Origin of the sequence: Bacillus sp. FSL R5-0603 (assembly GCF_038050295.1) — a bacterium.
In the GTDB taxonomy this organism is placed as follows: Bacteria; Bacillota; Bacilli; order Bacillales; family Bacillaceae; genus Bacillus; species Bacillus subtilis.
Window position 1 is genome coordinate 223,596 of the sequence record NZ_JBBOYP010000001.1, and the last position, 26,453, is coordinate 250,048.

At 45.5% G+C, this 26,453-nt stretch carries 23 protein-coding genes and 1 pseudogene; 19 read left to right on the forward strand and 5 right to left on the reverse strand.

Annotated features, from left to right (window positions below; translation table 11 throughout):
- The first annotated feature begins 175 nt into the window (after positions 1-175).
- Genes NYE56_RS01150 through znuB form a run of 3 tightly spaced genes read left to right on the forward strand, consistent with a single transcriptional unit; the run spans position 176 to position 2,685 of the window.
- Positions 176-1,135, forward strand: a complete 960-nt coding sequence (locus tag NYE56_RS01150) for a metal ABC transporter substrate-binding protein (protein ID WP_335451320.1) — start codon at positions 176-178, stop codon at positions 1,133-1,135.
- A 54-nt stretch (positions 1,136-1,189) separates the two neighbouring features.
- The gene (znuC, locus tag NYE56_RS01155) at positions 1,190-1,885 is read left to right on the forward strand and encodes a zinc ABC transporter ATP-binding protein ZnuC (RefSeq protein ID WP_014475714.1); all 696 of its coding nucleotides are present in this window, start codon (positions 1,190-1,192) and stop codon (positions 1,883-1,885) included.
- Entirely contained in the window at positions 1,843-2,685 is an 843-nt protein-coding gene (gene znuB / locus NYE56_RS01160) for a zinc ABC transporter permease ZnuB (protein WP_041053073.1), read from the forward strand. Before znuC ends, znuB begins: the two co-directional genes overlap by 43 nt.
- Before the next feature lie 37 nt (positions 2,686-2,722).
- Here znuB and NYE56_RS01165 read toward each other — a convergent pair whose 3' ends face one another.
- Entirely contained in the window at positions 2,723-3,718 is a 996-nt protein-coding gene (locus NYE56_RS01165) for an LLM class flavin-dependent oxidoreductase (RefSeq protein ID WP_341283343.1), read from the reverse strand.
- A 283-nt stretch (positions 3,719-4,001) separates the two neighbouring features.
- Here NYE56_RS01165 and NYE56_RS01170 point away from each other — a divergent pair, with 283 nt between their 5' ends.
- From NYE56_RS01170 to niaP, 7 genes are all read left to right on the forward strand, one after another.
- A complete protein-coding gene (locus NYE56_RS01170; RefSeq protein WP_014475717.1) occupies positions 4,002-4,601 on the forward strand; it encodes a TerD family protein in 600 nt (199 codons plus the stop codon).
- Between the two features lie 21 nt (positions 4,602-4,622).
- Complete coding sequence (locus NYE56_RS01175) at positions 4,623-5,204, forward strand: TerD family protein (protein WP_014475718.1); 582 nt, start codon at positions 4,623-4,625, stop codon at positions 5,202-5,204.
- 34 nt (positions 5,205-5,238) lie between these two features.
- Positions 5,239-5,817, forward strand: coding sequence for a TerD family protein (locus tag NYE56_RS01180; RefSeq protein WP_341283344.1), 579 nt, complete (start codon positions 5,239-5,241; stop codon positions 5,815-5,817).
- A gap of 51 nt (positions 5,818-5,868) precedes the next feature.
- Positions 5,869-6,642: a TerC family protein gene (locus NYE56_RS01185; protein WP_003246458.1), complete on the forward strand. Its 774-nt coding sequence runs from the start codon at positions 5,869-5,871 to the stop codon at positions 6,640-6,642.
- A gap of 83 nt (positions 6,643-6,725) precedes the next feature.
- Positions 6,726-8,339, forward strand: coding sequence for a YceG family protein (locus NYE56_RS01190; protein WP_064672035.1), 1,614 nt, complete (start codon positions 6,726-6,728; stop codon positions 8,337-8,339).
- Between the two features lie 15 nt (positions 8,340-8,354).
- Positions 8,355-9,446, forward strand: coding sequence for a toxic anion resistance protein (locus tag NYE56_RS01195; protein WP_133953735.1), 1,092 nt, complete (start codon positions 8,355-8,357; stop codon positions 9,444-9,446).
- Positions 9,447-9,567: 121 nt separating this feature from the next.
- A complete protein-coding gene (gene niaP, locus NYE56_RS01200) occupies positions 9,568-10,770 on the forward strand; it encodes a niacin permease NiaP (RefSeq protein WP_015252880.1) in 1,203 nt (400 codons plus the stop codon).
- Between the two features lie 286 nt (positions 10,771-11,056).
- Here niaP and NYE56_RS01205 read toward each other — a convergent pair whose 3' ends face one another.
- On the reverse strand, positions 11,057-12,229 hold the full coding sequence (locus NYE56_RS01205) for an MFS transporter (protein ID WP_341283345.1): 1,173 nt from the start codon (positions 12,227-12,229) through the stop codon (positions 11,057-11,059).
- A 68-nt stretch (positions 12,230-12,297) separates the two neighbouring features.
- The gene (locus NYE56_RS01210) at positions 12,298-12,600 is read right to left on the reverse strand and encodes an ArsR/SmtB family transcription factor (protein ID WP_268555828.1); all 303 of its coding nucleotides are present in this window, start codon (positions 12,598-12,600) and stop codon (positions 12,298-12,300) included.
- 289 nt (positions 12,601-12,889) lie between these two features.
- On the opposite strand from NYE56_RS01210, the gene opuAA reads away from it, so the two are divergent.
- Genes opuAA through opuAC form a run of 3 tightly spaced genes read left to right on the forward strand, consistent with a single transcriptional unit; the run spans position 12,890 to position 15,877 of the window.
- Positions 12,890-14,146: a glycine/proline betaine ABC transporter ATP-binding protein OpuAA gene (gene opuAA, locus NYE56_RS01215; RefSeq protein WP_268555829.1), complete on the forward strand. Its 1,257-nt coding sequence runs from the start codon at positions 12,890-12,892 to the stop codon at positions 14,144-14,146.
- 1 nt (position 14,147) lies between these two features.
- On the forward strand, positions 14,148-14,996 hold the full coding sequence (opuAB, locus tag NYE56_RS01220; RefSeq protein ID WP_326210724.1) for a glycine/proline betaine ABC transporter permease subunit OpuAB: 849 nt from the start codon (positions 14,148-14,150) through the stop codon (positions 14,994-14,996).
- Positions 14,996-15,877, forward strand: coding sequence for a glycine/proline betaine ABC transporter substrate-binding protein OpuAC (gene opuAC / locus NYE56_RS01225; RefSeq protein ID WP_003246462.1), 882 nt, complete (start codon positions 14,996-14,998; stop codon positions 15,875-15,877). Before opuAB ends, opuAC begins: the two co-directional genes overlap by 1 nt.
- Positions 15,878-15,914: 37 nt before the next feature.
- Here the strand turns inward: opuAC and NYE56_RS01230 are convergent, their stop codons facing one another.
- Positions 15,915-17,066, reverse strand: a complete 1,152-nt coding sequence (locus tag NYE56_RS01230; RefSeq protein ID WP_032724871.1) for a M20 peptidase aminoacylase family protein — start codon at positions 17,064-17,066, stop codon at positions 15,915-15,917.
- Between the two features lie 149 nt (positions 17,067-17,215).
- Between NYE56_RS01230 and NYE56_RS01235 the strand changes: the two genes are divergently transcribed.
- The 5 genes and pseudogenes from NYE56_RS01235 to NYE56_RS01255 all read left to right on the forward strand — a co-directional run bounded on the left by NYE56_RS01235 (position 17,216) and on the right by NYE56_RS01255 (position 24,289).
- Entirely contained in the window at positions 17,216-18,649 is a 1,434-nt protein-coding gene (locus tag NYE56_RS01235) for a YfcC family protein (RefSeq protein WP_341283346.1), read from the forward strand.
- A gap of 115 nt (positions 18,650-18,764) precedes the next feature.
- Positions 18,765-19,370: pseudogene (locus NYE56_RS01240) on the forward strand (DUF6773 family protein).
- Positions 19,371-19,510: 140 nt separating this feature from the next.
- On the forward strand, positions 19,511-21,490 hold the full coding sequence (gene amyE, locus NYE56_RS01245; RefSeq protein ID WP_326210721.1) for an alpha-amylase: 1,980 nt from the start codon (positions 19,511-19,513) through the stop codon (positions 21,488-21,490).
- A 176-nt stretch (positions 21,491-21,666) separates the two neighbouring features.
- Positions 21,667-22,632, forward strand: coding sequence for an L-lactate dehydrogenase (locus NYE56_RS01250; RefSeq protein ID WP_047182046.1), 966 nt, complete (start codon positions 21,667-21,669; stop codon positions 22,630-22,632).
- A 31-nt stretch (positions 22,633-22,663) separates the two neighbouring features.
- Positions 22,664-24,289: an L-lactate permease gene (locus NYE56_RS01255; RefSeq protein WP_341283347.1), complete on the forward strand. Its 1,626-nt coding sequence runs from the start codon at positions 22,664-22,666 to the stop codon at positions 24,287-24,289.
- Between the two features lie 43 nt (positions 24,290-24,332).
- Here the strand turns inward: NYE56_RS01255 and bmr3 are convergent, their stop codons facing one another.
- On the reverse strand, positions 24,333-25,871 hold the full coding sequence (bmr3, locus tag NYE56_RS01260) for a multidrug efflux MFS transporter Bmr3 (RefSeq protein ID WP_268555834.1): 1,539 nt from the start codon (positions 25,869-25,871) through the stop codon (positions 24,333-24,335).
- A 112-nt stretch (positions 25,872-25,983) separates the two neighbouring features.
- Here bmr3 and NYE56_RS01265 point away from each other — a divergent pair, with 112 nt between their 5' ends.
- Positions 25,984-26,448, forward strand: coding sequence for a MarR family transcriptional regulator (locus NYE56_RS01265; RefSeq protein ID WP_268555835.1), 465 nt, complete (start codon positions 25,984-25,986; stop codon positions 26,446-26,448).
- Positions 26,449-26,453: the final 5 nt, after the last annotated feature.

Below are 26,453 nucleotides of genomic sequence, written 5' to 3' on the forward strand. Positions count from 1 at the left end.
CCCGGCATTCTTAGCCGGGTTTTTTTAGTACATATATTCGCTCTACAGGCGGGAAGAATAAATGAAAATGAAATTTATTCTTGCAAAACGTAATGACTTCGGTTTATTATGATATAGGATTACAAAATCGTTATCATTTTGATTTAAAGTTACTGAAAAAGAGGGGATATACGATATGTTTAAAAAATGGAGCGGTTTGTTTGTGATTGCAGCGTGCTTTTTATTAGTTGCAGCATGCGGCAACTCATCAACAAAAGGGTCGGCGGATTCAAAGGGTGATAAACTGCACGTTGTCACAACGTTCTACCCGATGTATGAATTCACAAAACAAATTGTAAAAGACAAAGGCGATGTGGATCTGTTAATCCCATCTTCCGTTGAACCGCATGATTGGGAACCGACGCCGAAAGACATTGCCAACATTCAGGATGCTGATTTGTTCGTTTATAATAGTGAATACATGGAGACATGGGTTCCATCAACTGAAAAAAGCATGGGCCAAGGCCATGCCGTTTTCGTTAATGCAAGCAAAGGCATTGATTTAATGGAAGGCTCTGAAGAAGAACACGAAGAGCATGATCATGGGGAGCATGAGCACAGTCATGCAATGGACCCTCACGTATGGCTCAGCCCTGTTCTGGCACAGAAGGAAGTTAAAAATATTACGGCGCAAATCGTGAAGCAGGACCCGGATAACAAAGAATACTATGAGAAAAATAGTAAAGAATATATTGCAAAACTGCAGGATCTTGATAAACTATATCGTACAACCGCAAAAAAAGCGGAGAAAAAAGAATTTATCACACAGCATACAGCTTTTAGCTATCTGGCAAAAGAATACGGCTTGAAGCAGGTTCCGATTGCAGGGCTTTCACCTGACCAAGAACCGAGCGCAGCCAGTTTGGCAAAGCTGAAAACATATGCCAAAGAACATAATGTAAAAGTCATTTACTTTGAAGAAATTGCATCCTCAAAGGTCGCAGATACGCTCGCCAGTGAAATCGGCGCGAAGACAGAAGTGCTGAATACACTGGAAGGCTTGAGCAAAGAAGAACAGGATAAAGGTTTAGGGTATATCGACATTATGAAACAAAACCTCGATGCCCTGAAAGATTCACTATTGGTTAAATCATAAGATAGTGTGCGCCGGAGGGTGCACACTATTTCTTTGTGAGAAAGGAAGATTAACATGAATCTCGTCTCATTGAAAGATATCGTTTTCGGCTATTCCCATACGCCTGTTTTAGATAAAGTATCACTTGATATTGAAAGCGGTGAGTTCGTCGGCATCACTGGGCCAAACGGCGCCTCTAAATCGACGCTCATAAAGGTAATGCTCGGCATGCTGAAACCGTGGGAAGGCACAGTGACGATCAGTAAAAGGAATACAGAAGGGAAACGCCTGACCATAGGGTACGTCCCGCAGCAAATTTCTTCATTTAATGCCGGCTTTCCGAGCACGGTGCTGGAGCTTGTTCAGTCAGGCCGCTATACAAAAGGGAAATGGTTTAAACGTTTAAATGAAGAAGATCATCTTGAAGTAGAAAAAGCACTGAAAATGGTGGAAATGTGGGAGCTCCGCCATCGTAAAATCGGTGATTTATCAGGCGGACAGAAACAGAAAATCTGTATCGCCAGAATGCTCGCCAGCAACCCGGATCTGCTGATGCTGGACGAACCGACGACAGCTGTTGATTACGACAGCAGAAAAGGATTTTACGAATTTATGCATCACCTCGTGAAAAATCACAATCGCACAGTTGTGATGGTTACTCACGAACAAAACGAAGTACAGCAATTTTTAGATAAAGTGATTCGATTAGAGAGAGGAGAAAAAGGCGGATGGAAATGTTTGACTTGGAATTCATGCGACGAGCTTTTCTAGCAGGCGGCATGATCGCCGTCATGGCTCCGATACTAGGAGTGTATCTCGTTCTCAGAAGACAGGCCTTAATGGCTGACACACTTTCACATATCTCATTGTCAGGTGTTGCCATCGGCTTTTTTCTCAGCACCAATATAACCGCAGCAAGCATAGTCGTCGTGACCATCGGCGCGATCGGAATTGAATACATGCGGCGGGCGTATCGGACTTATTCAGAAGTGTCCATTGCCATCTTAATGGCAGCTGGTTTGTCCTTCGCGATGTTTTTAATCAGCCTTTCCAAAGGCACAGCCAATATGAGCATCGATCAATACCTATTTGGATCGCTTGTGACAGTAAACCAGCAGCAGGTCTATATTATCAGTATTATCACACTGCTGATCCTGCTTTATTTTATCGTACTGAGAAGGCCGCTCTACCTGCTGACGTTTGATGAAGCAACAGCCAAAACATCGGGAATCAATACAAACGTTCTCTCGTTGTCATTCAGTATTGTCACAGGCCTTGCGATTTCAGTCATTATTCCGATCATCGGGGTCCTTCTTGTATCGGCCCTGCTCGTATTGCCGGCAGCCTTCGCCATCAGAATTGCAAAAGGCTTTAACATGGTTTTCATTACAGCCATACTCATTTCATTATTCAGCGTATTTACGGGACTGACATCATCCTATCAGCTCGGGACGCCGCCAGGTCCGTCTATTACCCTTCTATTGATCGTTTTGCTATTAATCGGATTTGCAGTTCAGGGAGTTTGGACGTTTATCAAAAAAGAAGCTCAGCGCAAAAAAAGGCGCCGATAACATGAAAAGCAGTTTTCCCTAGGGAAAACTGCTTTTTTTATAGAAACAATCCGGCAAGGCGCTCATAAGATTTTTTTTTCGCCTCAAAATCAAACACATTGCACAGAACCATGATTTCATTTGTTTCGTAGCGGCCTGTGAGGTCTAACAGCTGTTGTTTGACAGTGGTTGGAGAACCGATCACCATCCGCTTTCTGTTTTCTTCTATGAGTTTTTTATCGGACGCTGTGTAGGGAAAGGCTTTCGCCTCCTCGATGCTTGGCACGCGGCTGTCCAAGCCTTTTCCGACGCGAAGAAGCCACAAATCCTGGCTTAATGCGAGTTCTTCTGCCTCTTCATCTGTTTTTGCGCAAATGACAAAAATCGTAAACAGTGCGGACGGATTCGAAAAATGGGCTGAGGGCCGAAAGCTTTCCCGGTAGATGCGGAATGCATTTTCTCCTCGCTCGGGATTAATGAAATGCCCAAATACATATCCAATCCCCTGGTGCGCCGCGCGTCTTGCGCTGTTTTCACCAAGACCGAGCACCCATAGCTCGGGTGCCGTACCAATAAGGGGCGCCGCTTTGATTCCGGCATACGGATGGTCTGGAGGAAGGGAATCTGTTAGAAAATAAGAGACATCCTGCAGCTGTCTGTTAAATTCGGTTAAGCTTTTTTTCACCCCGTCCGTTAATGCAAGCCTGGTTTTTGTCGTGCCGCCGGGGGAACGACCGACGCCGAGGTCAATCCGGTTTGGATACAGGGCCTCAAGCTGGCGAAAGGTTTCAGCCACTTTAAATGGGCTGTATTGGGGCAGAAGCACGCCGCCTGATCCGACACGAATGGTGTTTGTCTGTGCTGCGATGCGGGCGATCATGATTTCAGGCGCTGTGCTTGCCAGTCCTTTCGTGCTGTGATGCTCGGCAAACCAATAACGCTTATAGCCCCACTCTTCGCTTAATTGGGCAAGCTCAACCGAATGCTGAAGAGTTGTCACAGGGCTTTCTCCTTTAGAAACAGGTGCCTGATCAAGTATGCTTAAATGAATCAAAAGGCCGCTTCCTTTCTGTCTGTTTTTAGATGGTGACACAAGAATAGGCAAAATGACTTGCCCGCGTCAAATGGTTTGTTTAAGAAGCGCACTTTATAGCATTTGCAAATCATATATCAAATATGGAAGTTTTTTTTCGAGGTTTTTCGTCAATTATTCTTAACTTTTACGAAACTTTGATATAATAACAAACGTATATATTAGTAATTTACGGCTTATTTTCCTTGTGAGCGTAAAAATAAATGTGACTATCTTCACATTTTGATGAGTAGGAGTGAATCGTGTGGCAATTTCTTTAGAAAAAGGTCAACGAATTGATTTAACAAAAGGAAAAGCCGGTCTGTCAAAATTGATGGTCGGTCTCGGCTGGGACCCAGTGTCCTCAGGCGGAGGATTCTTCAGCAAACTGCTTGGCGGAGGCGGTCCGAATATCGACTGTGACGCTTCAGTGCTGATGCTGGAAAACGGAAAATTCACCGATAAGAAAAACCTGATTTATTTCGGCAACCTGAAAAGCCGCTGCGGCGGTGTACAGCATACAGGCGACAACCTGACGGGTGACGGTGCGGGCGATGACGAGCAAATTATGATAGATTTAGATAAAGTGCCTGCAAACATCGATAAGCTTGTATTTGTAGTAAACATTTACGATTGTGTCAGAAGAAAACAAGATTTCGGCATGATTCAAAATGCGTTTATCCGCGTAGTTGATCAATCTCATCATGAAGAAATGCTCAAGTACAATTTGAGAGACAATTACGCCGGCAGAACAAGCCTGATTACAGCAGAAATCTACCGCAGCGGCAGTGAGTGGAAGTTTGCAGCGGTTGGTGAAGGCACGAACGATACGAGATTAGAAGATATTATCAGCAGATACGTATAAAAGAAAAGGAGTGGATGAAACATGACAATTTCATTAGCAAAAGGACAAAAAGTAGATTTAACAAAAACAAATCCGGGTCTTTCAAAGGTTGTTGTCGGTTTAGGCTGGGATACGAACAAGTATGACGGCGGGCACGACTTTGATCTTGACTCAAGTGTGTTTCTGTTAGACGCTGCAGGCAAATGCGCATCTCCAAACGACTTTATTTTCTACAACCAGCTTGAAGGCGGCAACGGTTCAGTCGTTCATTCAGGCGACAACCTGACTGGTGCTGGCGAAGGCGACGATGAGAATGTAAAAGTAAATCTCAGCGCTGTACCGGCAAACATTGATAAAATCTCATTTGTTATCACCATTCACGAAGCAGAGGCGCGCAGCCAAAACTTTGGACAAGTATCAAACGCGTTTGTCCGCATCGTAAATGAAGAAACAAATGAAGAGCTCATCCGTTACGATCTTGCAGAAGATTTCTCTATTGAAACGGCAATCATTGCAGGGGAGCTTTACAGACATAACGGCGAGTGGAAATTCTCCGCAATCGGCTCAGGCTACCAAGGCGGCCTTGCCCGCATTGCAACAGACTACGGTTTGCAAGTCGGTTAAGACAAATACGAAGAGCAGAAAGGAGAGAGGCAGTATGGCCATTCAATTATCAAAAGGACAGCGCATTGATTTAACAAAAACAAATCCGGGACTGACAAAAGCGGTGATCGGCTTAGGCTGGGATACAAACAAGTACTCCGGCGGACACGATTTTGACCTGGATGCTTCGGCCTTTTTAGTTGATGCGCATGATAACTGCGTAAATGATCTCGATTTCGTCTTCTATAATAACCTTGAACATCCGAGCGGCGGTGTCATCCATACGGGTGACAACCGCACGGGTGAGGGCGACGGAGATGATGAGCAGATTATCGTTGATTTCTCAAAAATCCCTGCTCACATTGAGAAAATCGGCATCACAGTGACCATTCACGACGCTGAAGCACGCATCCAAAACTTTGGACAAGTTTCCAATGCATTTGTCCGCGTTGTGGATGAAGAAACGCAGAATGAGCTTCTTCGCTTCGATTTGGGAGAAGACTTCTCCATTGAAACAGCTGTTGTCGTTTGTGAGCTTTACAGACACGGCGGCGAGTGGAAATTCAATGCGATCGGCAGCGGATTTTCCGGCGGGCTGGCTGCATTGTGCCGGAATTACGGTTTGCAAGTGTAAGCGAGTGACAAATAGAGAAGTCACCGTTTCAAATTAATAGGAGGAAAAAACTTGGACTTTTTACATCATATTTTGTCTACGTATGCTTCATTTTTCGATTGGAAAATGTGGGGGGAAGTTCTGACTGATCCTGTTTCCTGGGGTTTGATCGGTTCCCTTGTTGTTTTGGAAGGCCTTTTATCGGCCGATAACGCGCTTGTTCTTGCGGTCATGGTTAAACACCTGCCGGAAAAACAGCGGAAAAAAGCGTTAACGTATGGTTTGTTTGGAGCTTATATTTTCAGGTTTATTTTCATCGGGCTCGGTATGCTTCTCATTAAATTCTGGTGGATCAAGGTGCTTGGCGCGCTTTACCTGGCTTGGCTCGTCATTAAGCACTTCTGGATAGGCGAAAAAGAAGAGGAAGCGGACGGCATGAAGAAAAACTCTTGGATGGTCCGCACGTTCGGGATCTTCTGGGCGACTGTCATTTCAGTAGAATTAATGGATCTTGCCTTCTCTGTGGACAGCATCCTGGCCGCGTTTGCAGTATCTGAAAAAGTATGGGTGCTTCTGATCGGCGGTATGCTTGGTATTTTAATGATGCGTACAGTGGCAAAAGTGTTCCTTGTGCTGATTGATAAAATTCCTGAGCTGGAAAACACAGCATTCGTGTTAATCGGCATTATCGCGTTGAAAATGGCGGGGAGCGCTTTCCATTACGAAATGCCGCACTCTGTATTCTTCATCATCATTATCGCTGCATTTGCGGTAACATTGATCATTCACTACATCAATAAACAAAAGCAGGTGCGCGAACAAACAGCCGCTTCAAAAGAAGAATAAAACAAAACAAGGAGGGAGGTTCAATGTCCTTCCTTTTTTGTTACCGAAATATCGTTCAATGACAAACCGGAAAGGAGGATATGATGAGACAAGAAGAACTAACCATTCATAAAGCACTTCCGGCTGATGGGGATTGGAAAAGCCTGCTGTTTCAGCCATTGCCGGAGCGGGATCACTATGAAACTGCACAAGGCCTTTCTTTTTCTCGTCTTGCCGGTCAGATATTGGGCACGCCTATTGATGAGACGGACTACTATAACGAGCTATATGAGCTGTCTGTAAACGACCGCATAACGATTTTGAGTGAAACGCTTGATAAAACAATCGAACCGGAAACATTTCAAAAGCTTCAGCATATTCATTCCATCAATCAGAAAGAAAAAGGGCTGTCAGTCAGCCGTTTTGTTGCCTTTCTGGACGGGGAAAAGCTGATTGCGAAGCACTCAAATCCCTTGATGCACCGTCATTTAAGAAAAGCGCTGATGACGCTTTTACATACCTTTGCGGACAGTCATGAAAAGGGGCTGAATCATCCTGATTTTCGCAGAGTGCTGCTTGATGTCTCGAAGTTTTCCTTAAACCATCTGAACCCTTGGCTGGAAAAAACCGATATAGAGCGGGAGATGCCGAAGGTTGTTTGGTATGGAGATGCGACGAAAAGCCAGCTCTATTTCTTATATTATCTGATGCTGGTCGGCTGTGATGTACTGCTGTTCCATCCGGCGGGAACCGATCAGCTGGCGCTTGTCGACCCGAAGCAGGAGCTCAGTTTTACGGAAAAGCTCCCGGATGTTTCGGAGCTTCAGCCGTTTCCGAAAGAAAAACCAGACCGGAAATCAACAGTGGCTTACCGCTCAACAAAGGAAATTGAACATGTGCTGAATCACGAGGAATCCATGCTGTATAAGCCGTGGCAGTTCAGAGATCACACACCGGTGTCCGTTACGCTGAAAACGACCTATGATGAATTGTTTTTAATCACGAAAGAACGCGCCTTTATTCGGCCGAATTTCAAAGCAGATAAACATTCCATTGAGATTCCGAATGTATTCGCCAAAATTATGGGCGTGTCGAAAGACAATAAGGAATATTGGAACAGGCTTCATACTCTAGCGGATTATCAGGAAACAGAAATGGTCAGAAGCTTTCCATTTACAGAAGAAATAAAGTCGAACTATCAATTTCACTACAGCCACGCACTTGATCAAGAAGGGAACATTGATCCGGACAAGCTGATGGCAAGCAATGTGTGGCAGTACAAACAGCTGCCGGCGGGCGTTCAGACTGCCATTGCCAAAACGATTTCGAGAATGTGCAGGCACCCGCGGCTTAAAGCTTTGCATCAGGAACAAGTCAAGGATGTTCAAATCTATTTGTTTAAACAAACAACAAACCTGCCTGCTAATCTGCTGAAATTGATTCAAATGTTCGACTATGCGCAAACCGTTCCGAAACTCGTTTTATATCATACGGAAATGAGCGGCGGACTCACGCGTTCGGATGCTGCCGCCCTGCTGTTCCTGAATGAAATCGGAATCGATATTATCATTTATAATCCGCCCGGACACCAGGATATTGAGCAGTTTATTGAAGAGGACCAGTATGATATCCACTGGCTGGATGACATGGTGTTTCAGCAGGACTACAAAGAGCCTTCGCTTGTAAAAAGGCTCTTCAGAACCATTACCCAAAAATAAGGAGATAAGAAAAGCATGACAACAGAAAATCAAAATCCGCTTGTTCTCAATAAAAATGAAGAGATTTCCCAGCAAAAAGCTGACGATATCCGTCTTCAGCTCCGTCAGGAACCAGAAGTGAAGCGGCTTGCTCAACAAATTGACGTCAAAAACCAAATGGAGCTGCTTGAATACGGCAAGGAGCCGGCCGTTGAAATATCCAAGTTCTCTGACCGCATCTTGGGGATGATGAAAACAACAAGCGTGACAGACTCCGGCACAATGCTGACTCAGCTTGGGAAAATCATGGACCGCTTTGACAAAAATGATTTTGATGAGCCAAAGGGATTAATGGCGAAAATTTTCAAACGCGGCGGCAGCATGATTGAAAAAATCTTTAAAAAGTATCAGACGCTTGGCGGAGAGATTGAAAAAATCCACGTTGAGATTTCAAAATACAAAGATGAGATGACGAAGACGAACTACACGCTCGATGAAATGTATGAAAACAATATCAAATACTATATGGAGCTTGAAAAATACGTCGTTGCCGGGCAGATGAAACTGGAAGAGATGCAGTCGATCCTTCCTTCATATGAGGAAAAAGCGGCAAGCGGAAACCAGCTGGCGCAAATGCAGCTCGATACATTGCGCAACGGCATTCAGGCGCTTGAGGAACGGGTGTATGATCTTGACATGGCACGGATGGTGGCGCTTCAAACCGCACCTCAAATCCGTCTCCTGCAGCGAGGAAATGCAAAGCTGATCGGGAAAATCAACTCCGCGTTTATCATTACCATTCCGATTTTCAAAAACGGCATTATTCAGGCTGTTACGGTAAAGCGGCAAAAGCTTGTGGCTGATTCCATGAGCGAGCTTGACCGCCGGACAAACGAGATGCTGAAACGAAATGCTGAAAACATCTCGAGCCAAAGTGTTGAAATTGCCAGAATGGCCGGCAGACCGAGCATAGATATTGAAACGATCGAATCGTCTTGGAACACGATTGTCAGCGGCATGCAGGAAACAAAACAAATCGAGGAAGAAAACAAACGCCTCCGCGAAGACGGCGCGAAACGAATTGCACAGCTTCAGGATAATATTAAAAAAGCAGCATTGCAGCAATAATAAAAACCCCGCTTGTGGAACATAAGCGGGGTTTTTCAATTACATCATTTAGTTAATGACAATGTGTAAAGACAGGTGTAAACTTAAACGGTAATCATTTTGCATATCAGAGGTGTTGGCAATGGGAAAACAACAGCCTATATCCCAGCGTAAACTGCTGGGCGTCGCCGGTTTGGGGTGGCTGTTTGATGCAATGGATGTCGGAATATTATCGTTTATTATCGCCGCGCTCCATGTAGAGTGGAATCTGTCGCCCGAGGAAATGAAATGGATCGGAAGCGTCAATTCCATCGGCATGGCTGCGGGTGCGTTTTTGTTTGGTTTGCTTGCTGATCGAATCGGCCGCAAAAAAGTGTTTATCATCACCCTTTTATGCTTTTCCATCGGAAGCGGCATTTCCGCTTTTGTGACGAGCTTATCGGCATTTCTAATCCTTCGTTTCGTGATTGGTATGGGACTTGGCGGCGAGCTTCCAGTCGCTTCAACACTCGTTTCGGAAGCGGTTGTGCCTGAAAAGCGAGGCAGAGTGATTGTGCTTTTGGAAAGCTTTTGGGCCGTGGGCTGGCTCGCAGCGGCCTTGATTTCTTACTTTGTGATACCAAGCTTCGGCTGGCAGGCTGCCCTTCTGTTAACTGCGCTGACTGCTTTTTATGCGCTGTACCTGCGGACGAGTCTGCCTGATTCGCCGAAATATGAATCGCTTTCTGCCAAAAAGAGGTCGGTGTGGGAGAATGTAAAAAGCGTCTGGGCAAGACAGTATATACGGCCGACCGTAATGCTGTCGATCGTTTGGTTCTGTGTGGTGTTTTCTTATTACGGCATGTTCCTATGGCTCCCGAGTGTCATGCTGCTGAAAGGCTTCAGCATGATTCAAAGCTTTGAATATGTCCTGCTGATGACGCTTGCTCAGCTGCCGGGCTATTTCTCTGCCGCATGGCTGATTGAAAAAGCGGGCCGGAAGTGGATACTCGTCATTTACTTGATTGGCACAGCAGGAAGCGCCTATTTCTTCGGAACAGCGGATTCCTTAAGTCTTCTGCTTACGGCTGGAATGCTGTTATCGTTTTTCAATCTCGGTGCGTGGGGCGTGCTGTATGCTTATACTCCGGAGCAATACCCGACTGCGATTCGAGCAACAGGTTCAGGAACAACAGCGGCGTTTGGAAGAATCGGCGGTATCTTCGGGCCTTTGCTCGTCGGGACGCTCGCAGCCCGTCATATTTCGTTTTCGGTCATCTTTTCAATCTTTTGCATTGCAATCTTACTCGCGGTTGCCTGTATTTTGATTATGGGGAAAGAAACGAAACAAACTGAGCTAGAATAGGAAAAGCACCTCTTAAAAGAGGTGCTTTCAGCGTGTCGACAAACCCTCGCATTCGTTGTCAGGACTGCGCTTCGGTGCTCAATGCGAAGTGGATCAACGGCTAAATTCTCAGGCGTCCTGCCTAAACGCCGTCGTCATCACATCCTGTGAATGTCCGCTCCTATGCTCGTCCTTCCTAGACCTCAAGGGTTTTCAATCACGCTGAAAAGATGACAAAATCCTAAAATGAAAACCATTTTAGGATTTTGTCAACAATCTCAGGCACCTCTTGAATGAGGTGCTTTTTTTACAATTGCGCCCGGGCTGCGGATTGGCGTTTCCCGGTTTTACTGATTGCCTGGTAGAGCGTCATAGAAAGTATGAACAGAATGGCAGTAAATCCTGTGACAGCTCCGAAATGCTGTGTGCTTTGATATAAAAAACCTGCAATACTTGTACCGACAGTGGTTCCGGCATACATAGCGGCATTGGAAAGGGAAGCGATGGTTCCTCGCGTATTTGGTGCAATGGATTGAAAGACACCCATCATTAACGGAAAGATGATGCCAGCTGTAAAAAACGTGAGAAAAAAGCTGGCTTCTACTAAAAACAAGTTTGGAAAGAACGGAAGAGCGAAATAGAGAGCGCCCATTAGCAGCATCCCGCTGATCAGTGTTTTAAACACGCCCAGCTTTTCTGAAACCCGGCTGCCGATAAGGCTCCCGAGCATATTTCCCAGTCCGAGTACAAGCATAGCTGCGCCAATTTGTGACACGGTTAAATGATAATCCGCGGAAAGCCAAGCACCCAGAAAGCTGAACGAAGCGAAGTTTCCGGTTTGAAACAGAAAATAGGCAAGCAGAATAACCGATGTTTTCGGCAATGAAAAAAGCTCCCGATAGGGGTTGACAATTGATGGGCGCGCCAATGGTTCAGAAGGCCGGATATCAGGCATGACCGCCGCCAGGATCAATAGAAGAATAAGCGAGCACGCTGACAAAATGAAAAATGGCGTATGCCATGTAAAGGAAGCGAGAAACCCTCCAATAGGAAGTCCGAGCATTTGTGAAGCGGCCAAACCTGCTGTCGCAATCCCCATGCCTTTTATGATCTGAGAAGGGTGGACAATGACTGGGATGGACGCCCAAATTTGAGGCGTCACAAACGCAGCGCTAACGCCTGCGGCAAAACGGAACAGGCACATGGCGGCAAAAGAGGGAGCGATGCCGCATAAAAACGTGGATACGATAAAGCCTGCAAGTCCCCACAGCATGACTGTTTTCCTGTTCAGCCGGTCTGAGATTGGGCCTGCAATGAAAGCGAAGAGCGCATAACCGAGTGCATAAGCACTGACCATCCAGCCTGACAAATCAGTAGAGACATGAAACTGATTCTGTAAAAGGGGGAGAAGCGGCGAAAGCAAAAAGGTATCCGTGCCAATGACAAACATGACACTGAAGAAAAGCCAAATGCGATTCAAATTTTATCACTCCTATTGTTTTATAACTTTGAAACTATGAAACAGATATGTATAGAGAAAACCCTTTGTTAGAGGGTTTCCAAAAAGCCAGGCAGGTAAGTTTGAAATGTGTCTTCACGCAGACTGACGTATTTTGTCCGCGAATCTTTCCGGGTTGCCGTCAACCCCGCTTCACGCAGCGTTTTAAAATGATAAGATGCCGTGGTTTTGACAATATTGCACTTTTCACCTACTTCACCGCAGCTGAGTTCTTTTCCGCTGACATAAAGCGTACGAATAATGGCAAGCCTTGATTCATCAGACAGTGCTTTAAAAATTTGCGCTCTGATTTGATCATCTGTTTGTTTCATAGTCATGAAACTATAATACATAATGGGTGTTGGAAAAGCAACTTATTTTTCCAGTAAAGGAGCAGGAAGTCATAAGAGGAAGGAGGAATTCAATTCCAATAAAAGCGTTTTCAACTAAAGATAGGCGAAAAATCACCCGTAAAATACAATCATATAGGAGGATTACAGAGCATTTAGAAGCATAAATAAGATCATGTGGTCACATGGATGTTTATAAAGAAATGGTACAGAATAAAAGAGAATATGCTGTTTGTGTGGGAAGTTACATAAATGTTACGGTAATAAAGATTGCTTAATATGGAGGGAAAATATGAGTGTAGATGAGAAACCAATTAAGATAAAAGTCGAGAAAGTCTCTAAGATTTTTGGGAAACAAACAAAGAAGGCAGTTCAAATGCTTGCCAACGGAAAGACAAAAAAAGAGATCCTGAAAGCAACCGGATCAACCGTTGGTGTTAATCAGGCAGATTTTGAAGTATATGATGGTGAGATATTTGTCATCATGGGTCTATCAGGGAGCGGTAAATCAACTTTAGTACGGATGTTAAACCGGCTTATTGAACCGACTGCCGGAAATATTTACATTGATGGTGACATGATAACAAATATGTCTAAAGACCAGCTCCGGGAAGTCCGCCGGAAGAAAATCAGCATGGTCTTCCAAAAGTTCGCTCTGTTCCCGCACAGAACGATACTTGAAAACACAGAATACGGACTGGAACTTCAAGGTGTAGACAAACAAGAGCGGCAGCAAAAAGCGCTTGAGTCTCTTAAGCTCGTTGGACTGGAAGGATTTGAACACCAATATCCAGACCAGCTTTCCGGCGGGATGCAGCAGCGTGTCGGCCTTGCCCGCGCGTTGACAAATGATCCGGACATCCTTCTGATGGACGAAGCGTTCAGTGCGCTCGATCCATTGATTCGTAAAGATATGCAGGATGAGCTTCTTGATCTTCACGATAATGTCGGAAAAACAATTATCTTTATTACGCACGACTTGGACGAAGCGTTGCGGATCGGCGACAGAATTGTCCTAATGAAGGACGGCAACATCGTTCAAATCGGCACGCCTGAAGAAATCCTGATGAATCCATCTAACGAATATGTTGAGAAATTCGTCGAAGATGTTGATTTGTCTAAAGTCCTCACAGCAGGCCACATTATGAAACGCGCTGAAACAGTGCGGATTGATAAAGGGCCTCGTGTAGCATTGACACTGATGAAAAACCTTGGAATTTCTTCAATTTATGCAGTGGATAAACAAAAGAAATTATTAGGTGTTATCTATGCGTCTGATGCGAAAAAAGCGGCCGAGTCTGATTTGTCACTTCAAGACATCTTGAATACAGAATTTACGACTGTACCAGAGAATACGTATCTGACTGAGATTTTTGACGTTGTGTCCGATGCGAATATTCCAATTGCGGTTGTGGATGAGAAGCAAAGAATGAAAGGGATTGTCGTAAGAGGCGCGCTGATTGGCGCACTTGCCGGCAATAACGAGTATATCAATGCTGAAGGCACTGACGAACAAACACAAGATCCTTCTGCACAGGAGGTGAAGTAAGATGGATAGACTGCCTAGAATACCTTTAGCAGATATCATTGACCATTTTGTTGACTGGATTACGATGACGTTTGGCGGATTTTTCGACGGAATTGCAAACGGATTGGCCGCTTTTGTAAATGGAATTGTCACCGGTCTTGGATTTATTCCATCTATTTTGTTAACGATTATTTTCGCCGCACTTGCGTGGTGGATCAGTACAAGGGGAATTGCGTTATTTACATTGATTGGATTCCTCCTGATCGATTATTTGGGATATTGGGACCCAATGCTGCAAACATTGGCGCTTGTTTTGACATCTGTGATTATTTCGATTGTGGTCGGGGTTCCGATCGGAATTTGGGCGTCCCAGAAAGAAACGGTTCGCCGTATTGTAACGCCAATTCTTGATTTAATGCAGACAATGCCTGCTTTCGTATATCTATTGCCGGCGATTTTCTTCTTTAACATCGGTGTTGTACCGGGTGTTGTTGCATCTGTTATCTTCGCGATGCCGCCGACAATCCGCATGACTGTTCTCGGTATTAAACAAGTGCCGGCGGATCTGATTGAAGCGACTGAGGCATTCGGTTCTACAACAGCTCAGCGTTTGTTTAAAGTTCAGCTTCCGCTTGCGACAAAAACGATTTTGGCCGGAATTAACCAGAGCATCATGCTTGCGTTATCAATGGTTGTTATCGCCGCAATGGTCGGTGCACCGGGACTTGGTTCTGAAGTATACAGTGCCGTTACACAGCTGAAAACCGGGGTCGGAGTAGAGGCCGGTATCGCCATCGTTATCGTTGCCATTACCCTGGACCGTATTACTCAAAATATTAAAGTGAAGAAGAAAACCAGGGGGAATGCCTGATGCTTAAAAAAATCATCGGCATCGGCGTTTCCGCCATGCTGGCGCTCTCACTTGCGGCTTGCGGTTCAGAAAACGATGAAAATGCATCCGCAGCAGAACAAGTGAATAAGACCATCATCGGGATTGACCCGGGTTCAGGGATTATGTCCCTGACTGACAAAGCGATGAAGGATTATGACCTGAATGACTGGACATTGATTTCAGCGTCAAGTGCTGCGATGACCGCTACGCTTAAAAAGTCATACGACCGTAAGAAACCGATTATCATTACAGGATGGACACCGCACTGGATGTTCTCCAGATATAAGCTGAAATATCTCGATGATCCGAAACAATCTTATGGCAGCGCAGAGGAAATCCATACGATCACACGCAAAGGCTTCAGCAAAGAACAGCCGAATGCCGCAAAGCTTCTGAGCCAGTTTAAATGGACGCAAGACGAAATGGGCGAAATCATGATCAAGGTGGAAGAAGGCGAGAAACCTGCCAAAGTTGCTGCTGAGTACGTCAATAAACACAAGGATCAGATTGCCGAATGGACAAAAGGCGTTCAAAAGGTGAAGGGAGACAAAATCAACCTTGCCTATGTGGCGTGGGACAGTGAGATTGCAAGTACAAACGTCATAGGCAAAGTCTTAGAAGACTTGGGCTATGAGGTAACACTTACTCAGGTAGAGGCTGGGCCGATGTGGACTGCAATTGCAACGGGAAGTGCGGATGCATCCCTTTCCGCATGGCTGCCGAATACCCATAAAGCATACGCCGCTAAATATAAAGGCAAATATGATGATATTGGCACCAGTATGACTGGTGTGAAGATGGGGCTTGTTGTTCCTCAATATATGAAAAATGTCAACTCAATTGAAGATTTGAAGAAGTAATCAAAAAAGCAGCCTGTGTCAGGCTGCTTTTTTTGCGTTATTTTACGTAAGCGGCAGCGGGTGAATCAGCCTTTTGAAAAGTTTTTAATACGGCATTCGCTAAAATGTGAATGCCGTTGAACATCGCATTTCTGTCAAAGGTCATGTGCGGATGGTGGAGCCCCGGCTGGAGCCCGCAGCCTAGTCCGAGCATCGTTGTTTTCAGATTCGGCACCTTCACGGCGTAAAAATGAAAATCCTCGCCACCGGTGGTGACAAGCGGGTCATCAAGCCGCTCAGCCCCGATGATATCTGTTATGGCTTCTGCCATGATCGCTTCAGCTTCTTTGTTTTGTGTTGCCGCAGGAAGGCTGTGCTCCTTTTGCAGTTCGATCTTCGCGCCGAATGCCGCGGCAGCCGCTTCACAGGCTCTTTCTGTTTCGGCGATTAACGCCTCCATGGCTTCATTGGTCTGTGCGCGCAAATCAAGGCTGAACGATGCTTTTCCTGGAATGATGTTAGAGCTTTCACCGCCGGCTTGAAGCTTTGTCATTTTGACGGTATGCGGGATTTGCGGGTCAATATGAATGAGTCCGAGCTTATGTACAAGAAATGCCGCAATTTCAATGCTGTTTTTCCCGAGGTGCGGACGGGCGCCATGAGCCTCTTCCCCGATGATCGTTCCCTCAATGTGCTGGCTTGATCCGTGCAGAATAGACGGAGCGCAGCGGCCGTTCTGTGTTTCCTGGATCGGACGGACGTGAACGCCATACAAATAGTCGATATCATCAAGCACGCCTTCTTCTATCATTTTCAAGGCGCCGCCGCCTTTTTCTTCTGCCGGCTGAAAGATAAAACGGATTGTGCCCTTCGGAAGCTCAGGTTGTTTTTTGAGCAGCATTAACGTGCCCAATGCCATTGTCATATGTGAATCGTGTCCGCAGGAATGGTTGGCGCGAAATGTGCCGTTAACCTCCTGCCACAGCGCGTCAATATCAGCGCGTACCGCTACAACAGGTGAGCCTGAGCCGATTTCGCCGACAACCCCGGTGCAGTCCGAAAACGTGCGCGTCCGGCACCCTAAATCCTCAAGCTTTTGTTTCAAAAATGAAGTTGTCTCATATTCCTTCCAGCTGACTTCAGGGTTCGCGTGCAGATGCTCGAAGATGTCCATAATGGTTTGTTTCATGTCTTCTGAAAGCTTTTGCATGGTAAGAAATACCTCCTTCTATCAGAATGAATTTTTACCTTCTTTACTTTATTTATATTGAAACAGGTAGATAGGCTGTATATAATATAGCACATATTGCTACTATTCAGAATAATGAATATTTTCAAACAGAGGGGATGGATCGAAATATGAGTATGCCAGCAGCCGAAACACAGCCTAAGAAAAAACGTATGACATTTAAAATGCCTGACGCCTATGTCCTCTTATTTATGATTGCTTTCATTTGCGCAATCGCTTCATATATTGTGCCGGCGGGTGAATTTGACCGCGTGACAAAGGGGGATGTCACGACCGCTGTTCCGGGAAGCTATCATTCAATTGAACAGTCTCCGGTCAGCTTGATCAGCTTTTTTACTTCTCTACAGGATGGAATGGTTGGATCAGCACCCATCATCTTTCTGATCTTATTCACAGGCGGCACCATTGCTATTCTAGAAAAAACGGGTGCCATCAATGGCCTGATTTACAATGTCATCAGCAAATTCCGCACAAAGCAATTATTATTTATTTGTATTGTCGGCGCATTGTTCTCCATTCTCGGAACAACCGGGATTGTCGTGAATTCAGTTATCGGTTTTATCCCCATCGGCCTCATTGTGGCACGATCCTTAAAATGGGACGCAGTCGCAGGAGCCGCTGTTATTTACATCGGCTGCTACGCTGGATTTAACTCCACCATATTATCACCATCACCGCTCGGTTTATCACAATCAATCGCGGAACTCCCTCTTTTCTCAGGAATCGGCCTGCGAGTTGTGATATACATATGTTTTTTGCTGTCTTCTATTATTTATATCTATTTGTATACGAGAAAATTAAAAAAATCAAAAGATGCCAGTGTGTTAGGAACAGATTGGTTCCCTGCGGCAGGAATGGGCGAAGCCGGTAAAGAAGAAGATCAGTCAGTGCCGTTTACCGTTCGCCATAAGCTGATTTTGGCTGTGGCGGGACTCTCACTTGTCGGCTTTTTATACGGCGCTTTGAAGCTTGGCTGGTCAGATTCCCAAATGGCTGCGACATTTATTTTTATTTCTGTCCTTGCCGGTTTAATAGGCGGGCTTGCGGCGAACGATATTGCCAAAACCTTCATTACGGGCTGCCAAAGTCTTGTATACGGGGCGCTGATTGTCGGGATGGCACGAAGCATTTCCGTTATCCTTGAAAATGGAAAGCTTCTCGATACTGTCGTCAATGCTTTGGCTTCACTTTTGGATGGATTTTGCCCGATTGCCGGGGCAATCGGCATGTATATCGCCAGTGCGCTGCTTCATTTTCTCATCTCTTCAGGTTCTGGCGAAGCCGTTGTATTTATTCCAATCCTGGCGCCGCTCGCTGATTTGATGGGAATCACGAGACAGGTTGCGGTTGAGGCGGTTATGCTTGGAGAAGGGGTCGTCAACTGTGTGAACCCGACATCCGGCGTTCTCATGGCGGTGCTTGCCGCCAGCGGTATTCCGTATGTCAAGTGGCTGCGGTTTATGGTGCCGCTTGCTCTGATTTGGTTCTTGATCGGGCTTGTCTTTATCGTGATCGGCGTCATGATCAATTGGGGGCCGTTTTAACGATTGCTGCCCGCCGGCTTGTACGGCGGGCTTTTGAGTTATTCATTGCAGAAGCGCAGGCTGTTATTGTAACATGTAAGCCATAAGCCATTCGTAAAAGTGCGGGAGGAAGGTCATGAATAATCTGCGTAATAGACTTTCAGGCGTGAATGGGAAAAATAAGAGAGTAAAAGAGAAAGAACAAAAAATCTGGTCGGAGATTGGGATGATAGCGGGAGCATTTGCGCTGCTTGATGTGATCATCCGCGGCATTATGTTTGCATTTCCGTTTAAAGAATGGGCTGCAAGCCTCGTGTTTTTGTTCATCATTATCTTATATTACTGCATCAGGGCTGCGGCATCCGGAATGCTCATGCCGAGAATAGACACCAAAGAAGAACTGCAAAAACGGGTGAAGCAGCAGCGAATAGAATCAATTGCGGTCGCCTTTGCGGTAGTGGTGCTTACGATGTACGACAGGGGGATTCCCCATACATTCTTCGCTTGGCTGAAAATGATTCTTCTTTTTATCGTCTGCGGCGGCGTTCTGTTTCTGCTTCGGTATGTGATTGTGAAGCTGGCTTACAGAAGATCGGTAAAAGAAGAAATAAAAAAGAAATCATCTTGAAAAATAGATGGTTTCTTTTTTGTTTGGAAAGCGAGGGAAGCATTCACAGTTTCGGTCAGCTTTTTTATAGGAACATTGATTTGTATTCACTGCCAAGTTGTTTTGATAGAGTGATTGTGATAATTTAAAATGTAAGCGTTAACAAAATTCTCCAGTCTTCACATCAGTTTGAAAGGAGGAAGCGGAAGAATGAAGTAAGAGGGATTTTTGACTCCGAAGTAATTCTTCAAAAAATCAAATAAGGAGTGTCAAGAATGTTTGCAAAACGATTCAAAACCTCTTTACTGCCGTTATTCGCTGGATTTTTATTGCTGTTTCATTTGGTTCTGGCAGGACCGGCGGCTGCGAGTGCTGAAACGGCGAACAAATCGAATGAGCTGACAGCACCGTCGATCAAAAGCGGAACCATTCTTCATGCATGGAATTGGTCGTTCAATACGTTAAAACATAATATGAAGGATATTCATGATGCAGGATATACAGCCATTCAGACATCTCCGATTAACCAAGTCAAGGAAGGGAATCAAGGAGATAAAAGCATGTCGAACTGGTACTGGCTGTATCAGCCGACATCGTACCAAATTGGCAACCGTTACTTAGGAACTGAACAAGAATTTAAAGAAATGTGTGCAGCCGCTGAAGAATATGGCATAAAGGTCATTGTTGACGCGGTCATCAATCATACCACCAGTGACTATGCCGCGATTTCCAATGAGATTAAGAGTATTCCAAACTGGACACATGGAAACACACAAATTAAAAACTGGTCTGATCGATGGGATGTCACGCAGAATTCATTGCTCGGGCTGTATGACTGGAATACACAAAATACACAAGTACAGTCCTATTTGAAACGGTTCTTAGAAAGAGCATTGAATGACGGGGCAGACGGTTTTCGATTTGATGCCGCCAAACATATAGAGCTTCCGGATGATGGGAGTTACGGCAGTCAATTTTGGCCGAATATCACAAATACATCTGCAGAGTTCCAATACGGAGAAATCCTGCAGGATAGTGCCTCCAGAGATGCTGCATATGCGAATTATATGAATGTGACAGCGTCTAACTATGGGCATTCCATAAGGTCCGCTTTAAAGAATCGTAATCTGGGCGTGTCGAATATCTCCCACTATGCATCAGATGTGTCTGCGGACAAGCTAGTGACATGGGTAGAATCGCATGATACGTATGCCAATGATGATGAAGAGTCGACATGGATGAGCGATGATGATATCCGTTTAGGCTGGGCGGTGATAGCTTCTCGTTCAGGCAGTACGCCTCTTTTCTTTTCCAGACCTGAGGGAGGCGGAAATGGTGTGAGATTCCCGGGGAAAAGCCAAATAGGCGATCGCGGGAGTGCTTTATTTGAAGATCAGGCTATCACTGCGGTCAATAGATTTCACAATGTGATGGCTGGACAGCCTGAGGAACTCTCGAACCCGAATGGAAACAACCAGATATTTATGAATCAGCGCGGCTCACATGGCGTTGTGCTGGCAAATGCAGGTTCTTCCTCTGTTTCTATCAATACGCCAACAAAATTGCCTAATGGCAGGTATGATAATAAAGCTGGGGCGGGTTCATTTCAAGTGAATGATGGTAAACTGACAGGCACGATCAATGCCAGATCTGTGGCTGTGCTTTATCCTGATGATATTGCAAAAGCGCCTCATGTTTTCCTTGAGAATTACAAAACAGGTGTAACACATTCTTTCAATGATCAACTGACGATTACCCTGCGTGCAGATGCGAATACAACAAAAGCCGTTTATCAAATCAATAATGGACCAGAGACAGCGTTTAAGGATGGAGATCAATTCACAATCGGAAAAGGAGATCCATTTGGCAAAACATACACCATCATGTTAAAAGGAACGAACAGTGATGGTGTAACGAGGGCCGAGGAATACAGCTTTGTTAAAAGAGATCCAGCTTCGGCCAAAACCATCGGCTATCAAAATCCGAATCATTGGAGCCAGGTAAATGCTTATATCTATAAACATGATGGGGGCCGGGCAATTGAATTGACCGGATCTTGGCCTGGAAAACCAATGACTAAAAATGCAGATGGAATTTACACGCTGACGCTGCCTGCGGACACGGATACAACCAACGCCAAAGTGATTTTTAATAATGGCAGCGCCCAAGTGCCCGGTCAGAATCAGCCTGGCTTTGATTACGTGCAAAATGGTTTATATAATGACTCGGGTTTAAGCGGTTCTCTTCCTCATTGAGGGCAATGCTAGACGGGACTTACCGAAAGAAACCATCTATGATGGTTTCTTTTTTGTTCATAAATCAGACAAAACTTTTCTCTTGCAAAAGTTTGTGAAGTATTGCACAATATAAATGTGAAATACTTCACAAATAAAAAGACATCAAAGAGAAACATACCCTGGAAGGATGATTAATGATGAACAAACATGTAAATAAAGTAGCTTTAATCGGAGCGGGTTTTGTTGGAAGCAGTTATGCATTTGCGTTAATTAACCAAGGGATCACAGATGAGCTTGTGGTCATTGATGTAAATAAAGAAAAAGCAATGGGCGATGTGATGGATTTAAACCACGGAAAGGCGTTTGCGCCACAACCGGTCAAAACATCTTACGGAACATATGAAGACTGCAAGGATGCTGATATTGTCTGCATTTGCGCCGGAGCAAACCAAAAACCTGGTGAGACACGCCTTGAATTAGTAGAAAAGAACTTGAAGATTTTCAAAGGCATCGTCAGTGAAGTCATGGCGAGCGGATTTGACGGCATTTTCTTAATCGCGACAAATCCGGTTGATATCCTGACTTACGCAACATGGAAATTCAGCGGCCTGCCAAAAGAGCGGGTGATCGGAAGCGGCACAACACTAGATTCTGCGAGATTCCGTTTCATGCTGAGCGAATACTTTGGCGCAGCGCCTCAAAACGTGCACGCGCATATTATCGGAGAGCACGGCGACACAGAGCTTCCTGTTTGGAGCCGCGCGAATGTCGGCGGTGTGCCGGTCAGTGAACTCGTTGAGAAAAACGATGCGTACAAACAAGAGGAGCTGGACCAAATTGTAGATGATGTGAAAAACGCAGCTTACCATATCATTGAGAAAAAAGGAGCGACTTATTATGGGGTTGCGATGAGTCTTGCTCGCATTACAAAAGCCATTCTTCATAATGAAAACAGCATATTAACTGTCAGCACATATTTGGACGGGCAATACGGTGCAGATGACGTGTACATCGGTGTACCGGCTGTCGTGAACCGCGGAGGGATCGCAGGTATCACTGAGCTGAACTTAAATGAGAAAGAAAAAGAACAGTTCCTTCACAGCGCCGGCGTCCTTAAAAACATTTTAAAACCTCATTTTGCAGAACAAAAAGTCAACTAACCGCAACTTTAGAGTAAAGGGCTGATTGTCAATGTGGGAGCAGTTGTATGATCCGTTTGGAAACGAGTATGTGAGCGCACTTGTGGCGCTCACTCCGATTCTCTTTTTTCTTTTGGCTTTAACTGTTTTGAAAATGAAAGGCATTCTTGCGGCATTTCTTACCCTAGCCGTCAGTTTCTTCGTCTCCGTTTTGGCATTTCATATGCCGGTTGAAAAAGCGATTTCTTCTGTTTTGTTAGGAATTGGGAGCGGGCTGTGGCCTATTGGCTACATCGTCCTGATGGCGGTGTGGCTGTATAAAATCGCAGTGAAAACCGGGAAATTTACCATTATTCGGTCCAGCATTGCCGGCATTTCGCCTGACCAACGATTACAGCTATTATTAATTGGTTTTTGTTTTAACGCGTTTTTAGAAGGCGCGGCCGGTTTTGGTGTTCCGATTGCGATTAGTGCGGCGCTGCTCGTCGAACTTGGTTTTAAACCGTTAAAAGCGGCAGCGCTCTGCTTGATTGCAAACGCCGCCTCCGGAGCCTTTGGGGCGATCGGGATTCCTGTCATCACAGGGGCGCAGATTGGTGATTTGTCTGCTCTTGAGCTGTCACGGACATTAATGTGGACACTGCCGATGATCTCATTTTTCATACCTTTCCTGCTTGTATTCTTATTAGACCGAATGAAAGGAATCAAACAGACATGGCCCGCTCTTCTGGTTGTGAGCGGTGGGTATACAGCGGTTCAGACACTGACAATGGCGGTGCTCGGGCCGGAATTAGCAAACATTTTGGCGGCCTTATTCAGCATGGGCGGGCTTGCCCTCTTCCTCCGCAAATGGCAGCCGAAAGAGATTTACCGCGAGGAAGGGGCCGGCGATGCTGGTGAGAAAAAGGCATACCGTGCCGCTGATATTGCGAAAGCGTGGTCTCCTTTCTACATTTTAACTGCGGCGATCACCATCTGGAGCCTTCCTGCCTTCAAAGCGCTTTTCCAAGAAGGCGGACTGTTATATCAATCAACGCTCCTGTTCAAAATGCCTTTTCTGCATCAGCAAATTATGAAAATGCCACCGATCGCGCCATCTGCCATGCCGTTAGATGCAGTCTTTAAAGTTGATCTGCTGTCAGCGACTGGTACAGCGATTTTAGCGGCGGTCATCGTGACAGGGCTGTTCAGCAAAAAGTTCTCCTCCCGGGATGCCTTTGCTTCCCTGAAGGAGACAGGAAAAGAGCTGTGGGTGCCGATTATGACGATCTGCTTCGTGATGGGTTTTGCCAATCTGGCCAACTTCGCAGGGCTCAGCTCTTCAATTGGGTTAGCATTGGCGAACACAGGAGACCTGTTCCCGTTTGTCAGTCCTGTTCTTGGCTGGATTGGCGTGTTCATCACAGGTTCTGTTGTCAGCAATAACGCTTTGTTCGGCCATTTGCAGGTTGTCACCGGAGCGCAAATCGGTGCGGGTTCAGACTTGCTGTTAGCCGCAAATACGGCGGGCGGTGTCATGGCGAAACTTGTTTCTCCTCAATCTATCGCCATCGCTGCCGCAGCGGTCGGCCAAACAGGCAAGGAATCTAAACTGTTTAAAAGGACAGTGGCGTACAGCCTGATTCTGTTATTGATCATTTGTATATGGACGTTCATTCTTGCAAGATTAGGAGTGTAATAGAAAAAAGCAGTACATGCCCAGCATGTACTGCTTTTTTATGTTAATTTGCTTTCTTTGTCATTTCGGCTGTTGTTTTCACTCTGGCTTTTCCCATAAATAAAATGGTAACCGCCGCGAGGACAATTGGAATCAAAGCGAGCAAAAAGACATACGTGATACTTGATGACATCGCGTCAATAATGCGATTCAGGATCGCATCAGGAATCTGGGAACGTGTTCCCGCTTGGAATATCTCCTGCGGGTCGCCAATATTTTGCGCAGCGCCTGATCCCGCTGAGCCTTTCATACCGCTGAAGGCGTCGGTCAGCTTGTTCGTGAATACGTTTGTTTGCACCGTTCCGAAAATGGTGACGCCTAAGGTCATGCCAAATGATCGCAAAAATGAATTTGTAGAGTTTGCCGTTCCCCGAAAGCGAGGTTCAAGATCATTCATCGATGCCGCCGGCAGCAGGGAGAAGTTAAAGCCTACACCAAAACCTGAAATCATCATAAAGACTGTCAGCCATACACGTGCTGTGTCAGGCGTCATATTGGAAAGAAGCAGCATGCCGATAAAGAAAGCTATAACAGATATCAGCATCAAATTGCGGAAACTTGCCTTCGTTTGGAAGATCCCGCCGATCATGCTTCCGATGACTGATCCAATCATCATCGGCGTCAGAATGAAGCCCGCGCTTGTCGCCGAGCTGCCGTAGACCGCCTGAACGAAAATCGGAATAAATACCGCTAAAATAATAAATGTTCCGCCATACAGAAAAGCGAGAATCTGTGCTGTGGCAAACAAGCGGTTCTTAAACATCCAGAAAGAAATAATCGGCTCCTCCGCTTTTCTCTCCACAATAAAAAAGGCAATGAAGAAAACGGCGAATACAATAAACAGCCCAATGATCTGAATGGAGTTCCAATCGTATGTTTTGCCGCCAAGCTCAAGGGCGAACATCAGGCATACAATGGATACGACTAAGGTAATCGCGCCGCCCCAGTCTATTTTCTGCTTTCTGTGCTCCAGAGATTCTTTGTAGTAGCGAATAATGAAAAACAATGACAATGCGCCGATCGGCACATTGATGTAAAACACCCAGTGCCAGCTGACCGAATCTGTAATGATCGCGCCTAAGAGCGGACCAAGAACACTGGATAATCCAAATACAGCACCGAACATGCCGGACATTTTTCCGCGTTTTTCCGGCGGAAACAAATCAAAGATAATGGTAAAGGCAATCGGCAGGAGCGCGCCGCCTCCGATCCCTTGAATGGCCCGGAAGATGATCAGCTGATTCATCGTCTGGGCAATCCCGCATAAAGCAGAACCGATTAAGAAAAAAATAAGTCCAAACAGGAAAAAACGTTTTCGGCCGTACATATCGGAAAGCTTGCCGTAAATCGGCATGCCAGCCATAACCGCCACCATATAGGATGCCGTCACCCAGGCAAATTTATCGAAGCTTCCAAGATCGGCTACGATATTGCCCATCGCGGTGGCAACAATCGTATTGTCCATTGCAGACATCAAGATGCCCAGCAGGAGACCGAGGACCACAAATTTGGTGGAAGCCTGTTTTGCTGTTGTTGTGTCCATTTGTTCTACCTCCTCTTACTTTTCTATGTAAGTTCTGATATCATGATAATAGTTTGATTGTTGAATATCTCGATTATCAAGATAAACTCGATTTTATAGGGAGGACTGTCAGTTGTCAACAAGAAATTCCAGAAGTGAGTTGGAAAAGACTGCTGTTCAGCTTTTTCGAAAACTGGGCACAAGAACGGTCCTGTTTCATCAGGCAGCCGCTCAAGCTCTCGGTCTGTTTCCCACCGATTTGAAATCAGCTGACATTTTAAATGAAGCAGGGCCGATGACGGCCGGAGAGCTGGGAAAAAAAACCGGCCTCAGCACGGGTTCAGTCACGGCGCTTGTTGACCGGCTGGAAAAAGCGGGGTATGTGGCTCGTGAAAAGGACCCGAACGATCGCAGGAGAGTCGTAATCATCCCTTTGACTGCTTCGAAAAAACATATAAAGGATTTGTTCCGTCCTCTGTCTGAGTCGACGATGGATTTGTGCCGCGAATATACGGAAGAGGAGCTGGAACTCATTTTCAGTTTTGTAGGCAAAGCAGCCGATATTATGGAGGAAGAGCTTGAACGTCTGAAACAGTAAGTGAA

Excerpts from the sequence above, each read along its gene's own strand:
- NYE56_RS01250 (WP_047182046.1), top strand. The coding sequence starts at position 21,667 with ATGATGAACAAACATGTAAATAAAGTAGCTTTAATCGGAGCGGGTTTT.
- opuAB (WP_326210724.1), top strand. The coding sequence starts at position 14,148 with ATGGATAGACTGCCTAGAATACCTTTAGCAGATATCATTGACCATTTT.
- opuAC (WP_003246462.1), top strand. The coding sequence starts at position 14,996 with ATGCTTAAAAAAATCATCGGCATCGGCGTTTCCGCCATGCTGGCGCTC.
- znuC (WP_014475714.1), top strand. The coding sequence starts at position 1,190 with ATGAATCTCGTCTCATTGAAAGATATCGTTTTCGGCTATTCCCATACG.
- NYE56_RS01195 (WP_133953735.1), top strand. The coding sequence starts at position 8,355 with ATGACAACAGAAAATCAAAATCCGCTTGTTCTCAATAAAAATGAAGAG.
- NYE56_RS01150 (WP_335451320.1), top strand. The coding sequence starts at position 176 with ATGTTTAAAAAATGGAGCGGTTTGTTTGTGATTGCAGCGTGCTTTTTA.
- niaP (WP_015252880.1), top strand. The coding sequence starts at position 9,568 with ATGGGAAAACAACAGCCTATATCCCAGCGTAAACTGCTGGGCGTCGCC.
- NYE56_RS01190 (WP_064672035.1), top strand. The coding sequence starts at position 6,726 with ATGAGACAAGAAGAACTAACCATTCATAAAGCACTTCCGGCTGATGGG.
- NYE56_RS01210 (WP_268555828.1), bottom strand. The coding sequence starts at position 12,600 with ATGTATTATAGTTTCATGACTATGAAACAAACAGATGATCAAATCAGA.
- NYE56_RS01180 (WP_341283344.1), top strand. The coding sequence starts at position 5,239 with ATGGCCATTCAATTATCAAAAGGACAGCGCATTGATTTAACAAAAACA.
- NYE56_RS01230 (WP_032724871.1), bottom strand. The coding sequence starts at position 17,066 with ATGCAAAAGCTTTCAGAAGACATGAAACAAACCATTATGGACATCTTC.
- amyE (WP_326210721.1), top strand. The coding sequence starts at position 19,511 with ATGTTTGCAAAACGATTCAAAACCTCTTTACTGCCGTTATTCGCTGGA.
- opuAA (WP_268555829.1), top strand. The coding sequence starts at position 12,890 with ATGAGTGTAGATGAGAAACCAATTAAGATAAAAGTCGAGAAAGTCTCT.
- NYE56_RS01175 (WP_014475718.1), top strand. The coding sequence starts at position 4,623 with ATGACAATTTCATTAGCAAAAGGACAAAAAGTAGATTTAACAAAAACA.
- NYE56_RS01255 (WP_341283347.1), top strand. The coding sequence starts at position 22,664 with ATGTGGGAGCAGTTGTATGATCCGTTTGGAAACGAGTATGTGAGCGCA.
- bmr3 (WP_268555834.1), bottom strand. The coding sequence starts at position 25,871 with ATGGACACAACAACAGCAAAACAGGCTTCCACCAAATTTGTGGTCCTC.
- znuB (WP_041053073.1), top strand. The coding sequence starts at position 1,843 with ATGGAAATGTTTGACTTGGAATTCATGCGACGAGCTTTTCTAGCAGGC.
- NYE56_RS01235 (WP_341283346.1), top strand. The coding sequence starts at position 17,216 with ATGAGTATGCCAGCAGCCGAAACACAGCCTAAGAAAAAACGTATGACA.